Annotated in this window: 13 protein-coding genes and 1 tRNA gene; 13 read left to right on the top strand and 1 reads right to left on the bottom strand. The window is 46.2% G+C overall.

Annotation, left to right across the window (positions count from 1 at the left end; all coding sequences use genetic code 11):
- Positions 1–31: 31 nt before the first annotated feature.
- From thrS to ICN30_RS00655, 11 genes are all read left to right on the top strand, one after another.
- A complete protein-coding gene (gene thrS, locus ICN30_RS00705; protein WP_216272601.1) occupies positions 32–1,954 on the top strand; it encodes a threonine--tRNA ligase in 1,923 nt (640 codons plus the stop codon).
- Between the two features lie 42 nt (positions 1,955–1,996).
- Positions 1,997–2,521: a translation initiation factor IF-3 gene (gene infC, locus ICN30_RS00700; RefSeq protein ID WP_215387895.1), complete on the top strand. Its 525-nt coding sequence runs from the start codon at positions 1,997–1,999 to the stop codon at positions 2,519–2,521.
- A gap of 139 nt (positions 2,522–2,660) precedes the next feature.
- Positions 2,661–2,858 (top strand): 50S ribosomal protein L35, encoded by a 198-nt coding sequence (rpmI, locus tag ICN30_RS00695; RefSeq protein ID WP_011902674.1) that lies wholly within the window; start codon positions 2,661–2,663, stop codon positions 2,856–2,858.
- A gap of 25 nt (positions 2,859–2,883) precedes the next feature.
- The gene (rplT, locus tag ICN30_RS00690; protein WP_015421011.1) at positions 2,884–3,249 is read left to right on the top strand and encodes a 50S ribosomal protein L20; all 366 of its coding nucleotides are present in this window, start codon (positions 2,884–2,886) and stop codon (positions 3,247–3,249) included.
- Between the two features lie 29 nt (positions 3,250–3,278).
- Positions 3,279–4,325 (top strand): phenylalanine--tRNA ligase subunit alpha, encoded by a 1,047-nt coding sequence (pheS, locus tag ICN30_RS00685; protein WP_216272600.1) that lies wholly within the window; start codon positions 3,279–3,281, stop codon positions 4,323–4,325.
- Positions 4,326–4,356: 31 nt separating this feature from the next.
- Positions 4,357–6,813, top strand: a complete 2,457-nt coding sequence (gene pheT / locus ICN30_RS00680) for a phenylalanine--tRNA ligase subunit beta (protein ID WP_216272599.1) — start codon at positions 4,357–4,359, stop codon at positions 6,811–6,813.
- Positions 6,814–6,853: 40 nt separating this feature from the next.
- Positions 6,854–7,177, top strand: coding sequence for an integration host factor subunit alpha (locus ICN30_RS00675; RefSeq protein ID WP_216272598.1), 324 nt, complete (start codon positions 6,854–6,856; stop codon positions 7,175–7,177).
- Complete coding sequence (locus ICN30_RS00670; protein WP_215303472.1) at positions 7,155–7,505, top strand: MerR family transcriptional regulator; 351 nt, start codon at positions 7,155–7,157, stop codon at positions 7,503–7,505. The genes ICN30_RS00675 and ICN30_RS00670 overlap by 23 nt, the downstream gene beginning before the upstream one ends.
- 25 nt (positions 7,506–7,530) lie before the next feature.
- Positions 7,531–7,607, top strand: a tRNA-Pro gene (locus tag ICN30_RS00665).
- A 22-nt stretch (positions 7,608–7,629) separates the two neighbouring features.
- Positions 7,630–8,031, top strand: coding sequence for a PaaI family thioesterase (locus ICN30_RS00660; protein ID WP_216229170.1), 402 nt, complete (start codon positions 7,630–7,632; stop codon positions 8,029–8,031).
- 203 nt (positions 8,032–8,234) lie between these two features.
- Positions 8,235–8,519, top strand: coding sequence for an H-NS family nucleoid-associated regulatory protein (locus tag ICN30_RS00655; protein WP_216272597.1), 285 nt, complete (start codon positions 8,235–8,237; stop codon positions 8,517–8,519).
- Positions 8,520–8,608: 89 nt separating this feature from the next.
- On the opposite strand, the gene ICN30_RS00650 is transcribed toward ICN30_RS00655, so the two are convergent.
- Positions 8,609–9,310: an excisionase family DNA-binding protein gene (locus ICN30_RS00650; RefSeq protein ID WP_216272596.1), complete on the bottom strand. Its 702-nt coding sequence runs from the start codon at positions 9,308–9,310 to the stop codon at positions 8,609–8,611.
- A gap of 297 nt (positions 9,311–9,607) precedes the next feature.
- Here ICN30_RS00650 and ICN30_RS00645 point away from each other — a divergent pair, with 297 nt between their 5' ends.
- Together ICN30_RS00645 and odhB are read left to right on the top strand one after the other, a co-directional pair.
- Positions 9,608–12,463, top strand: coding sequence for a 2-oxoglutarate dehydrogenase E1 component (locus ICN30_RS00645; RefSeq protein ID WP_216272595.1), 2,856 nt, complete (start codon positions 9,608–9,610; stop codon positions 12,461–12,463).
- A 43-nt stretch (positions 12,464–12,506) separates the two neighbouring features.
- Positions 12,507–13,721, top strand: coding sequence for a 2-oxoglutarate dehydrogenase complex dihydrolipoyllysine-residue succinyltransferase (odhB, locus tag ICN30_RS00640; RefSeq protein WP_216272594.1), 1,215 nt, complete (start codon positions 12,507–12,509; stop codon positions 13,719–13,721).

Here is a 13,721-nt window from a genome sequence, read left to right as displayed (position 1 = left end):
ATCGACTGAATCTTAATAAGATGGGGTGGTCATGCTTGTAGTTACTCTGCCAGATGGATCTAAACGTGAGTTTGACGCTCCCGTCCGTGTTCTTGATGTTGCCCAAAGCATTGGTAGCGGTCTTGCCAAAGCAGCTCTTGGTGGCATTGTTGATGGCAAGATGGTTGATGCTAGCTTTGTTATCGACAAAGACAGTCACTTGGCCATCATTACCGATAAAAGCCCAGAAGCTCTCGAGATTGTTCGTCATTCCACAGCGCACTTGTTGGCCTACGCCGTTAAAGAACTCTTTCCAGAAGCGCAAGTCACTATTGGGCCTGTGATCGAAAACGGTTTCTATTACGACTTCTCATTTCATCGCGCATTCACACCAGAAGACTTGGTAGCGATTGAAAAGAAAATGGCTGAGCTGGCTAAAAAAGATGAGCCAGTGATTCGCACAGTGATGCCCCGTGATGAAGCGGTGAAGTTTTTTAAAGATCAAGGCGAAAACTACAAGGCAGAAATCATTTCTAGTATTCCGCAAGGTGAAGATGTTTCCTTGTATGCCGAAGGTAAGTTCACTGACTTATGTCGTGGACCCCATGTGCCATCCACTGGCAAGCTTAAGGTATTTAAGCTTCTGAGCGTTGCTGGCGCTTACTGGCGTGGCGATAGCAAGAACGAGATGCTGCAACGGATCTACGGTACAGCTTGGTTGAAAAAAGAAGATCAAGATGCGCATTTACATATGCTCGAAGAGGCTGAGAAGCGAGACCACCGTCGTCTCGGTAAGTTCTTAGACTTATTCCACTTTCAGCCTGAAGCACCCGGTTTAATTTTCTGGCATCCAAAAGGCTGGTCAATTTGGCAAGAAGTTGAGCAATACATGCGTCGCGTTTATCAGCGCGAAGGTTATCAAGAGGTCAAGGCTCCACAAATTCTCGATCGTGGATTGTGGGAGAAGTCTGGTCACTGGGATAACTACAAAGAAAACATGTTTACGACCGAGTCAGAGAATCGCGCTTATGCGTTAAAGCCGATGAACTGCCCGGGACACGTTCAGATTTTTAACTCAGGCTTACATAGTTATCGTGAGTTGCCATTACGTTATGGCGAGTTCGGTCAATGTCACCGCAATGAACCATCGGGCGCATTACACGGCCTGATGCGTGTACGTGGTTTCACGCAGGATGATGGCCATATTTTCTGTACTGAAGATCAGATTCAGTCAGAAGTAGCTGCATTTGATAAGGCTGTTCGTGAGGTTTATCAAGACTTTGGATTTACTGAAGTTGCCGTCAAGTTAGCTTTACGTCCGGCAAAGCGTGTTGGTGACGATGCGATTTGGGATAAGGCTGAGGCTGCCTTACGTGGCGCCTTGACTGCTTCAGGACAAGAATGGGAAGAATTGCCAGGCGAGGGTGCTTTTTATGGTCCTAAGATCGAATATCACCTCAAGGACTCGATTGGGCGTACTTGGCAGTGCGGCACGATTCAGGTGGATTTCTCGATGCCAGCCCGTTTAGGCGCCGAATATGTCACCGAAGAGAACGCTCGCAAGGCTCCTGTGATGCTTCACAGAGCAATTGTGGGCTCTTTAGAGCGTTTTATCGGTATTTTGATCGAAAACCACGCTGGAAACATGCCGGTTTGGCTTGCTCCGACCCAGGCTGTAGTCCTCAATATCTCGGATAATTCCGCTGCATACGCACAAAAAGTCCAGCAATCTCTGAAAAAACAAGGGTTTAGAGTCGAATCGGATTTGCGGAATGAGAAAATTACGTATAAAATACGCGAGCACGCATTACAGAAGCTCCCATTTTTGTTAGTTGTAGGGGATAAAGAAGCAGAAAGTAATTCGGTGGCCGTTCGTGCCCGTGGCGGAGTGGATTTAGGCGTAATGCCTCTTGATGCCTTCGTTGCCCGACTCCAGCAGGATATTTCCCAGAAAGTCGGACCCGAGCCTAGCTAGGGGTGGAATGGTTTTTATTGTTTTTTTAAAGGAATTAAGAAGATCGCTACTGATAAATCGCAGCGCATAAACCGGGAGATTACTGCTCCTGAAGTGCGTCTGATTGGACTGGATGGAGAACCCATCGGTGTAGTTAAGTTGAGTGAAGCCCTGGCTTTAGCAGAAGAGAAAGAGACCGATTTGGTTGAAATTGCTCCGACGGCTGTGCCACCTGTAGTCCGCATCATGGACTTCGGCAAATTCAAGTACCAAGAAGCCAAACGTTTGCATGAAGCTAAGCTCAAGCAAAAAGTGATTCAGGTGAAGGAAGTTAAATTCCGTCCCGGCACAGATGATGGTGACTATGGTGTGAAGCTACGCAATCTAATCCGCTTTTTAGAAGATGGCGATAAGACAAAGATTACGCTGCGGTTTCGGGGTCGTGAAATGGCCCACCAAGAAATCGGAGTCAGAATGTTGGAGCGTTTGAAGTCAGACCTGATTGAGTATGGTCAAGTAGAACAGTTTCCAAAGATGGAAGGTCGCCAGATGGTGATGGTATTGGCCCCCATTCGTAAGGCTAAGTAACAAACCAAATCGCAAGATTAGGTTTGTTGTTTAAGTAGGGAGGAGTCGCAAGACTCTGGTAGTTAGAAGTGCTTCTAGGTACAGGAAGCGTAACCGTCGGTTACCACCTAAGTCGCACATGCAGAAGAAGGGGTGCTTTATGCCCAAGATGAAGAGCAAGAGTAGCGCTAAAAAGCGCTTCACGGTTCGCGCAGGCGGAACGATCAAACGAGGTCAGGCTTTCAAACGCCACATCCTCACCAAGAAGACCACAAAGAACAAGCGTCATTTGCGTGGTTCCACAGAAGTTGCGAAGGCAGACGTTAAGTCAATTCGCTCCATGCTTCCATACGCTTAACCTCAGACTAGATTAGGAGAAATAAATGCCAAGAGTCAAACGTGGGGTTACAGCAAGAGCCCGTCATAAGAAAATCACCGATGCCGCAACAGGCTATCGTGGACGTCGTAAAAATGTATTCCGTATTGCTAAGCAAGCAGTTATGCGTGCTGGTCAATATGCATACCGCGACCGTCGCAATAAGAAACGTGTATTCCGCGCATTGTGGATTGCTCGTATCAACGCGGCAGTTCGTCAGCATGACATGACCTATAGCGTATTCATGAATGGTATGAAGAAAGCTGCGATCGAACTCGACCGCAAAGTGCTTTCTGATATGGCCATTGCTGACAAAGCAGCTTTTGCCGCTTTGGTTACTCGGATCAAATCCGTAGTAAGCGCTGCAGCTTAATTCTTAGTTTATTTAATAACTAAGCTGCAATGGTTTCTCTCGACCACATTGTCGAGGATGCTAAACGTGATTTCCTCGGAGCTGCCGATGCGGCAGCTCTAGAGGACGCGAAAGCCAAGTATCTCGGTAAGTCAGGTGTTCTCACTGAGCGTTTAAAAGCGCTTGGTGGAATGTCGCCTGATGAGCGCAAGAGTGCTGGCGCCCAAATTAATCAAATCAAAACTCAAGTAGAAGCTGCATTACAAGAGCGTCGCCAAGCATTGGCTGATGCGGTATTGATGCAACGTCTTGCCGCGGAATCAATTGATGTCTCTTTGCCTGGCCGTGGCCAAGCTGTAGGTAGCTTGCATCCTGTGATGCGAACCTGGGAGCGCGTTGAAGAGATCTTCCGCTCCATTGGTTTTGATGTAGCAGATGGCCCTGAAATTGAAACCGATTGGTTTAATTTCACCGCCTTAAATAGTCCTGAGAATCATCCTGCGCGTTCAATGCAGGACACCTTCTATATTGATGGCAAAGATTCCAATGGGAAGCCTTTGTTGCTACGCACTCATACCAGTCCGATTCAGGTTCGTTATGCGAGTGAGCATGTTAAGAAATATGCTCATGATGATGTGATGCCACCAATCAAAGTGATTGCACCGGGCAGAACATATCGTGTTGATAGCGATGCCACCCACTCACCGATGTTTCATCAGGTAGAGGGTTTATGGATTGCAGAGAGCGTTTCCTTTGCTGATCTCAAGGGTGTGTATACCGATTTCTTAAGAACCTTTTTTGAAACGAATGAATTACAAGTTCGTTTCCGCCCATCATATTTCCCATTCACTGAGCCTTCAGCTGAAATCGATATGGCCTTCGGTAGCGGCAAGTTAGCCGGCCGTTGGTTAGAGATTTCTGGAGCAGGGCAGGTTCATCCAAATGTATTGCGCAATATGGGCATTGATCCAGAGCGCTATACCGGTTTTGCTTTTGGCTCTGGCTTAGAGCGCTTGACGATGTTGCGTTATGGCGTTGATGATTTACGTCTTTTCTTTGAGAACGATCTCCGTTTCTTAGCGCAATTTCCGGCTTAATTCGCCAACTTTCTAATAGTAGATAGCGCATATGCAATTTTCTGAATCTTGGTTACGCCAATATGTAAACCCTTCGCTCGATAGCAATGCTTTAGGTCATGCAATGACTATGGCTGGCCTAGAGGTGGAAGAGCAGCATTCAGTAGCGCCCCCATTTACAAAGATTGTTGTTGCCCAAATCCTCTCAGCTGAGCAGCATCCTGATGCAGACCGCTTGCGTGTTTGTAAAGTTGATGCTGGCACTGGTCAAGAGTTGCAAATTGTTTGTGGTGCACCGAACGCACGCGCTGGCATCAAAATCCCTTGCGCTATGGTTGGCGCAGAATTGCCACCAGCCGAAGCAGGTGGTAAGCCATTCATGATCAAAGTAGGTAAGTTGCGCGGTGTAGAAAGCCAAGGCATGTTGTGCTCTGGTCGCGAGCTTGGTCTTGGTGATGATCACGAAGGCATTTTGGAGTTACCTGCAGATGCACCGGTAGGTGAAGATATTCGTCAGTATTTAAATCTGGACGACCAGATCTTTGTTATTAAATTGACGCCTAATAAAGCAGATTGTCTATCTTTGATGGGTATGGCTCGTGAGGTATCCGCTATTACTGGTGCCGCATTGTGTGCGCCTAAGTGGACTCCACCAGCCGTCAGCATTCAAGACAAACGCAAAGTTACCGTAGAGAACACAGAGCTTTGTGGGCGCTTTGCGGGTCGTGTTATTCACGGTGTCAATCCAAAAGCTAAAACACCAGATTGGATCATTCAACGACTTTGTAATGCTGGTCAAAGAAGCATTTCCGCTTTAGTGGATTTATCTAACTACGTCATGTTGGAAATGGGTCAGCCAACCCACGTATTTGATATTGATAAATTGCAGGGCGACATCACTGTTCGCTGGGCTAAAGCAGGCGAAACTCTTGAGTTATTAAATGGTCAGACTGTTACTTTGCAGGGCCCTGATTCTGCAGGTAAGTTGCAGGATGCTGGCGTGGTTGCGGATCAATCCGGTCCAGTAGCATTAGCCGGCATCATGGGTGGTAATCATTGCGCCGTGACTGACGATACTAAAAATATTTATGTTGAAGCGGCTTACTGGCAGCCATCAGCAATCCAGGGTCGTGCACGTCGCTTTAATTTCAGCACTGATGCTGCACATCGCTTTGAGCGTGGCGTTGATCCACAAAATACCGTTAATTGCCTAGAGTATCTAAGTTCTTTAATTATTGAAGTATGTGGTGGTCAAGCTGGCCCAGTTGATGATCAAGTATTAAATGTTCCAGAGCGCAAGCCAGTAAAAATGCGTTTGGCTAGGGCGGAAAAGGTGATCGGTATCCCTCTCACACAAGAGGTAGTTGCTGATGTATTTAAGCGTCTTGGTTTTGAATTCAAACAAGAGGGTGATGCATTTATCGTTACACCTCCTAGCTATCGCTTTGATATCGAAATCGAAGAAGATTTAATTGAAGAAGTCGCACGCATGTACGGCTTTGAAAATATTCCTGATGTACCGCCTATCTCGTCTTTGAAGATGAGCGCTAAAGCTGAGGCAAAACGTGGAGTGCATTTACTGCGCCAACGTTTGGCTTTGCAGGGGTATCAAGAGGCGGTGAATTTTGGATTTACCGATCTTGAGAGTGAGCAACGCTTAGCCGCCGCTACTGAAAAAGATTTAATTGCCGTACTCAATCCAATTGCTAGTCAGTATGGCGTGATGCGTAGCAATCTATGGGGTGGCTTACTAGGTAACCTCAAGTCAAATTTGAATCGTGGTGCTGGCCGTGTACGTTTATTTGAAACGGGTCGCGTATTTAAGCGTGATGCGAGCGTTCAAGAGGAAGCTGGCAAAGTAGCTGGTTTTCATCAGCCGCAGCAAGTTGGTGGTTTGGCTTATGGATCATTTGTCCCTGAGCAGTGGGCAAGCGCTGATCGTGCAGTTGATTTCTTTGACGTGAAGGGTGATCTGGAGCGTGTACTCGATCCCCTGCATTTCACAACTGAGTCAGCAGTTCATCCTGCGCTGCATCCTGGTCGTAGTGCACAGATTCAACTTGTAACCCCAGCTGGTAAAAAAAATATTGGCTGGATTGGTGAATTGCATCCTGGATTACAACAGGCCTATGAATTACCTCAGGCTCCAGTGTTGTTTGAAATGGACTTAGAAGCCATTCGCAACCTTGGAATTCCCCAGCCGGAAGAGTTAAGCAAATTCCCTGCTGTACAACGAGATTTGGCGGTAGTAGTGAAGCAGGCTGTTTCTGCGCAGACCTTGCTTGATGCGATGAACGCTAAAAAGCAAAACTTTGTAAAAGCGATTGAGCTCTTTGATGAGTTCAAGCCAAAAGCCGGCTCTAGCAGTATGGCTGACGATGAAAAGAGTTTGGCTTTCCGTGTGACTCTATTGAACCCACAAGAAACCCTGCAGGATGCACAAATTGAAGCGGTTATGACGGCTTTATTGTCATCGCTTGAGAAAAATTGCGCAGCTCGTCTGCGCTAGGTTTAATATTAGTAAAAGATATTACAAAGAGACTTCCGCCATGAATGATTTAGTTAGCAGCGATACCGTTACCAAGAATGAGCTCTCGGAAGCTCTCTTTGATCAAGTTGGCTTGAACAAGCGCGAGGCAAAAGACATGATTGATGCCTTCTTTGACCGCATTGGACAGTCTTTAGAGACTGGTGTAGAGGTAAAGATTTCTGGATTTGGTAATTTCCAATTGCGTAATAAATCTGCGCGTCCAGGTCGCAATCCTAAGACTGGTCAAATGATTCCGATTGCAGCCCGTCGCGTTGTTACTTTTCATGCAAGTCAAAAGCTCAAGGACGTAGTTGAGTCACATGCTCGAGAAAACAGCATTTGATGCTGGGTCGGCGCTGCTCAGTTCGCAGCTCCCCCCAATTCCCGCTAAACGTTATTTCACAATTGGTGAGGTATCGGACCTGTGCGGCGTTCGCTCCCATGTACTCCGTTACTGGGAACAAGAGTTCTCACAGCTAAGCCCTCAAAAGCGTCGAGGTAATCGTCGCTACTATCAACATCATGAGGTTGTCTTAATCCGCAAGATTAGGGCGCTTTTATATGAAGAGGGTTTCACCATTAGTGGCGCCCGCAATCGCCTTGATGAGGCTCGTGGTGAGCTTCGCTTGCGTGATGAATTGCAGGCTGTTCTGCAAATTCTCTCCAAATAGTTACTGATACAATTTTGTTTCTTGTCGGGGCGTAGCGCAGCCTGGTAGCGTACATGCATGGGGTGCATGTGGTCGGAGGTTCAAATCCTCTCGCCCCGACCATTCACTCAATTTCAAACTTCCCATGACATCTAGCTCAAACGACACAACTTACTTCGGCTTAACTATTCCTTTTTTGGCTCACTTAGGTGTTGTGCCTGAGTATGCCGAAGGCGGTAAATCACGTATTAGCTTAGTCATTAAGCCGGAGTTTGAGAATAGCTTTCACATTGCACATGGCGGAGTGGTTATGACTCTATTGGATTTTGCGATGGGGGCAGCGGCTCGTAGCACGATTGATCAGCCGCTTGGTGCCATGACTATTGATATGAGCGTGAGCTTCTTGCGTCCCAGCGTCGGCAAAATCGTAGTTGAGGGGAGTGTTCTCAAGTCCGGCAAAACCATTAATTATTGTGAAGCAGTAGTTTTAAATGAAGCTGGTGAGGTTACCGCTAAATCCAGTGGCACATTTATGCTGCGGAGATAGTGTTTATTTACCTATTATAAATATAGTATTTATAATGATTATGTTAATTATTCCACTATAAATACCCTAATTCGCTTATTTCTAAAGGGTTATTAGACTTAGTGAATATATATTCCGATTTATTAATATGTGTATATAATAACTATTCAGGAATAGCTAATCCTTAGTTATTCCATAAAATTAATATTCGGAGAAATTAATACATGTCTTCTTATAAAGAACTTTTAGCCCAACGTGAATTGTTGGATAAACAGATTAAAGAGGCGGTTTTGCGTGAAAAGGCTGATGGTATTGCCAAAGCCAAACTCATCATTGAACAATACGATTTAACAGCTTCAGACTTATTTAGCCGCAAGGCCGGTGCTCGTAGCTCTAGTGGTAAGGTTGCACCTAAGTACCGTAATCCATCTACTGGTGATACTTGGACGGGTCGCGGTAAGGCGCCAAAATGGATTGAAGGAAGAGATCGCACTAATTTCCTGATCTAATATATTGATTTAAAAAGATTTTTTTATTTAAAAAAGGCCGCTCAGCGCAAATTGGGAGGCCTTTAATTTTTTGGTGTAGACCCAAGGCTTCAGACGCACTTTCGATTGAGGGCTTGGATAAATATAGGCTCCAATAGGTCATGCCGATTTTTGCCTCCCAGCGTAGTCTCAAGCTCCGGATTAGTGGCTGGATAGCCAATAATGAGGGGATTTTGATCAATTAGGCCATTTTCAAGCTCTTCTTTGAGGGCATCTGGGTACTGGGACCTGACCCCAACTGTGTTTTCATCTGCTAAGCCCATTACGCCGGGATGAAGGCGTATAAATCCTTCATCTACTAAAATAGGAATGCGCTGTGTGTCCTTGTTTTTACTCAGGTAATGGATCAGGTGAACCTGCTCAACAGGCGGAATTAGGGCGTCAAGAAATATCAAATCAGGAGAGATTGATACTGCCTTCATGAGGCCCTCCAGGCTATCTACAGCCACCTCCATATCTACCTTTAACTGCCAACATTGAATGGATTCGATTAATTCATGGCTATTTTCAATTCTCCTGAATATCCCCATGGCAATACAGTTTTGGGTTGTTTTTTGCCGCATAGCTCTTTTACGACGAGCAAGCTGTTGATGTAAAGAGCTTGCCAGAATACGACGATGGCCTCCACGGGTCTTCCAGGCGATTAATTCTCCTAATTCAACCATTTTCTGGACAGTGCCAAGAGATACTTGTAATACTTTCGCGCTTTGACGAGTGCTTAGATATTCCAATTCTGGGGTAATAGCTTTCATATATCCTTAATCTCATTAATTCATTTGAAGATTTAGAGAATACGAATCAATCCCAGGGGAATCTGTCAGGAGCGGTTTAAATCAGAGTAGGAAAATTCTTATTCGGGGTCAAAATAGGGAAATACCCCTGACAAGCCCTAAATCAGGGAAAGCCCTTTATGAATCAATGGGTAATCGTGTTAAATTAGCACCGTTGTAAGAGTATTCGCACAGATCAATTCGCAAAGCGGTTTAGCCGTGGAGTGAATGGTTTTAACCACAGTTTTTATTCGGGAAACCCGATGAAAGGTGAGCATCATGATGCAGGATCAAAGAGATAACTCCTATCTCTTCGGTGGAAACGCCCCCTACGTAGAGGAACTCTACGAATCCTACTTGCACGATCCAGCTTCTGTAGCTGATCATTGGCGAGACTATTTTGATAATGTGAAGCAAATTCCAGCGGTCGACGGTTCCTCTCGAACTGATATTGCCCATGGACCTATTGTTGCTTCATTTGCAGAGCGCGCTAAGCAGGGCCCAATCAGAACGATTTCTGATTCCGCTGATTCGGAGTTGGGTCGCAAACGCGTTGCCGTTCAACAGCTTATTGCCGCGTATCGCAATGTTGGTAATCGCTGGGCGAACTTAGATCCATTGAAGCGCACAGAGCGCCAGGATATTCCTGAGTTGGATCCAGCTTTCTATGGCTTTACTGATGGCGATATGGATATCGTCTTCAATACAAGTAATACATTCTTTGGTAAGAATGAAATGTCTTTGCGCGATTTGCTGCAGGCATTGCGTGAAACTTACTGCGGCACTATCGGTGTCGAGTTTATGTTTATCGCTGACCAGAAGATTAAGAAGTGGTGGCAAGAAAAATTAGAGTCGATTCGTTCAACTCCGCAATTTAATGTGGACGAGAAACGTCAGATTTTGGATCGCGTTACTGCGGCTGAAGGCTTAGAGCGTTACCTTCAGGCCAAGTACGTTGGTCAAAAACGATTCTCACTTGAAGGTGGTGAAAGCTTTATTGCCTGTATGGACGAGTTGATTCGTGACTCAGGCAACAAGGGTGTTCAAGAGATCGTCATTGGTATGGCCCACCGCGGTCGTTTAAACGTTCTGGTAAATACCTTGGGCAAAATGCCTAAAGACTTGTTTGCTGAGTTTGAGCACAAGGGCCCAGAAACATTGCCTGCTGGTGACGTGAAATATCACCAGGGTTTCTCTAGCGATATCTCCACACCTGGCGGTCCAGTACATTTGTCATTGGCATTTAATCCATCCCATTTAGAAATCGTTAACCCAGTAGTAGAGGGTTCTGCACGTGCTCGTATGGAACGTCGTGGCGATATGCTCGGTCTCCAAGTGATGCCAGTCTTGGTTCACGGTGATGCGGCGATTGCTGGACAGGGCGTAATGCAAGAAACATTAGCGATGTCCGAGGTTCGTGGTTACTCCACGGGCGGCACAATGCACATCGTTATTAATAACCAAATTGGTTTCACAACTTCGGATCCGCGCGACTTGCGTTCTAGCTTGTATTGCACGGACATCATGAAGATTGTTGATGCTCCAGTATTGCACGTGAATGGCGACGATCCTGAGGCGGTGGTCTTGGCAACCAAGTTGGCTGTTGAGTTCCGCATGAAGTTTCATAAGGATGTTGCGATTGACATCATCTGCTTCCGTAAGCTTGGTCACAATGAGCAAGATACGCCTGCAATGACTCAGCCTTTGATGTACAAAATCATTGCTGCACACCCAGGCACACGTAAGTTATATGCCGATAGATTGGAAACTCAGGGTGTATTGCCTGCTGGTACTGGCGACCTCATGGTTAAAGAGTACCGCGCTGCAATGGATGAGGGTAAACAGACTTCTGATCCAGTATTAAGCAACTTCAAAGGTAAGTTCGCTGTTGACTGGTCCCCATTCTTAAATAAGAAATGGACTGACGAAGCTGATACAGCAATTCCGTTGACTGAGTGGAAGCGTTTAGCTGAAAAGATTTCAACCGTTCCTGAGGGCTTCAAGGCTCATCCATTGGTTGCTAAGGTTTACAACGATCGCGCAGCAATGGGACGTGGTGAAGTCAATATCGATTGGGGTATGGGCGAGCACATGGCTTTCGCATCTCTAGTTGCTAGCGGTTACCCAGTACGTTTATCTGGTGAAGATAGCGGACGTGGCACCTTTACTCACCGTCATGCGGTATTGCATGAGCAAAATCGTGAGAAATGGGATACCGGTACCTACATTGCGCTTCAGCATGTCACTAAAGATCAAGCGCCATTTGTGGTGATTGACTCGATTCTCTCTGAAGAGGCTGTACTTGGTTTTGAATATGGCTACGCAGCTGCTGAACCAAACACCTTAACTATCTGGGAAGCACAGTTCGGCGATTTCGCGAACGGTGCTCAAGTGGTAATTGATCAATTTATCGCTTCAGGAGAAGTGAAGTGGGGCCGTGCAAATGGCTTGGTCATGATGTTGCCGCACGGTTATGAAGGTCAAGGCCCTGAGCATTCATCTGCACGTTTAGAGCGCTTTATGCAGTTGTGCGCCGATACCAATATGCAGGTGATTCAACCTACCACTGCATCGCAAATCTTCCACGTATTGCGCCGTCAAATGATTCGTCAGTTCCGCAAACCGCTGATCTTGATGACACCAAAATCATTGCTGCGTAATAAAGAAGCTGCCTCACCATTAACTGAATTCACAAAGGGCGGTTTCCAAACTATCCTGCCAGAGCGTGATGAGTCTATTGATGGCAAGAAGGTAACTCGTTTGGTAATGTGTTCTGGTAAGGTCTATTACGACTTAGCTAAAACTCGTACCGAGAAGAAAATTGACGATGTTGCCATTATTCGCTTGGAGCAGTTGTATCCGTTCCCGCATAAAGCATTGACCGCTGAGTTGAAGAAGTATCCGAACCTGCAAGAGGTTGTGTGGTGTCAAGATGAGCCACAAAACCAAGGCGCTTGGTTCTTTGTTCAGCACAATATTTTGGAGAACATGTCTGAAGGTACGAAGTTGGCATATGCAGGTCGCCCAGCGTCTGCCTCTCCAGCTTGTGGATATGCCCATCTCCATCAAGAACAACAGAAATCTCTTCTAACTGCAGCATTCGCAAAACTAAAGGGTTATGTCATTACGAAGTAATCGTAGACGTCACTCAATATACAAACACTAAATAGGATTAATCATGGCTATTTTTGAAGTTAAAGTTCCCCAACTCTCCGAGTCAGTAGCAGAAGCTACTTTGTTGCAATGGAAAAAGAAAGTCGGCGATGCCGTCGGTCAAGATGAAATCTTGATTGAAATTGAAACTGACAAAGTAGTTCTGGAAGTTCCAGCACCATCTGCTGGTGTTATTACAGAGATCGTAGTTGCTGATGGTGGCACTGTAGTTGCCGAACAATTGATTGCGAAGATTGACAGCACGGCCGTTGCTTCAGCTGCTCCCGCTGCTGCTGCACCTGCACCTGCAGCAGCTCCCGCTGCCGCTCCAGCACCAGCTAAAGCTGCCCCTGCAGCCAAATCATCTGGCGCAGCTGCTGCACCTTCAGCAGCAAAAATTCTCGCAGAGAAAAATATCGATGCTGGTCAAGTTGCTGGATCTGGACGTGACGGTCGTATTACCAAAGGCGATGCATTAAATGCTTCCGCCGGCGGATCAACTGCCGCTGCTTTGCCAAGCGCACCAATTCCAATGGGTGATCGCCCAGAAGAGCGCGTACCAATGAGCCGCTTGCGTGCTCGTATTGCTGAGCGTTTGCTCGAGTCACAAGCAAACAATGCCATCTTGACTACATTCAATGAAGTCAACATGGCTCCAGTAATTGCAATGCGTAACAAGTACAAAGATCAGTTTGAGAAAGTTCACGGCGTGAAATTAGGTTTCATGTCTTTCTTCGTGAAAGCTGCTACTCATGCGCTGAAGAAATTCCCATTGTTGAATGCCTCTGTTGATGGCAACGATATCGTGTACCACGGTTACTTTGATATTGGTATTGCCGTAAGTTCACCACGCGGTTTGGTTGTTCCAATTCTCCGTGACGTTGATCAAATGAATTTGGCTGATATTGAGAAGAAGATTGCTGAGTTTGGCGTTAAAGCGCGCGAAGGTAAATTGTCATTAGAGGACCTAACTGGCGGCACATTCTCCATCTCTAATGGTGGTGTATTCGGCTCCATGCTGTCTACTCCAATTATTAATCCTCCACAGTCTGCGATCTTGGGTATTCATGCAACTAAAGAGCGTGCAGTGGTTGAGAATGGCCAAATCGTGATTCGTCCGATTAACTACTTGGCTTTGTCATATGACCATCGCATCATTGACGGTCGTGAGGCAGTTCTTGGTTTGGTAGCAATGAAGGATGCGTTGGAAGATCCTTCACGTCTTCTCCTTGATTTGTAA

The sequence above is a fragment of the Polynucleobacter sp. 31A-FELB genome (assembly GCF_018882405.1).
GTDB lineage: Bacteria > Pseudomonadota > Gammaproteobacteria > Burkholderiales > Burkholderiaceae > Polynucleobacter.
Note: the sequence above shows the minus strand (reverse complement) of the source record. Positions and strands in the feature narration are given on the sequence as shown.

Bases quoted from the DNA above. Each gene is read 5' to 3' on its own strand.
- ICN30_RS00655 (WP_216272597.1), top strand. From the start codon at position 8,235: ATGTCTTCTTATAAAGAACTTTTAGCCCAACGTGAATTGTTGGATAAA.
- ICN30_RS00660 (WP_216229170.1), top strand. From the start codon at position 7,630: ATGACATCTAGCTCAAACGACACAACTTACTTCGGCTTAACTATTCCT.
- ICN30_RS00675 (WP_216272598.1), top strand. From the start codon at position 6,854: ATGAATGATTTAGTTAGCAGCGATACCGTTACCAAGAATGAGCTCTCG.
- rpmI (WP_011902674.1), top strand. From the start codon at position 2,661: ATGCCCAAGATGAAGAGCAAGAGTAGCGCTAAAAAGCGCTTCACGGTT.
- pheS (WP_216272600.1), top strand. From the start codon at position 3,279: ATGGTTTCTCTCGACCACATTGTCGAGGATGCTAAACGTGATTTCCTC.
- thrS (WP_216272601.1), top strand. From the start codon at position 32: ATGCTTGTAGTTACTCTGCCAGATGGATCTAAACGTGAGTTTGACGCT.
- pheT (WP_216272599.1), top strand. From the start codon at position 4,357: ATGCAATTTTCTGAATCTTGGTTACGCCAATATGTAAACCCTTCGCTC.
- ICN30_RS00670 (WP_215303472.1), top strand. From the start codon at position 7,155: ATGCTCGAGAAAACAGCATTTGATGCTGGGTCGGCGCTGCTCAGTTCG.
- ICN30_RS00645 (WP_216272595.1), top strand. From the start codon at position 9,608: ATGATGCAGGATCAAAGAGATAACTCCTATCTCTTCGGTGGAAACGCC.
- rplT (WP_015421011.1), top strand. From the start codon at position 2,884: ATGCCAAGAGTCAAACGTGGGGTTACAGCAAGAGCCCGTCATAAGAAA.
- ICN30_RS00650 (WP_216272596.1), bottom strand. From the start codon at position 9,310: ATGAAAGCTATTACCCCAGAATTGGAATATCTAAGCACTCGTCAAAGC.
- odhB (WP_216272594.1), top strand. From the start codon at position 12,507: ATGGCTATTTTTGAAGTTAAAGTTCCCCAACTCTCCGAGTCAGTAGCA.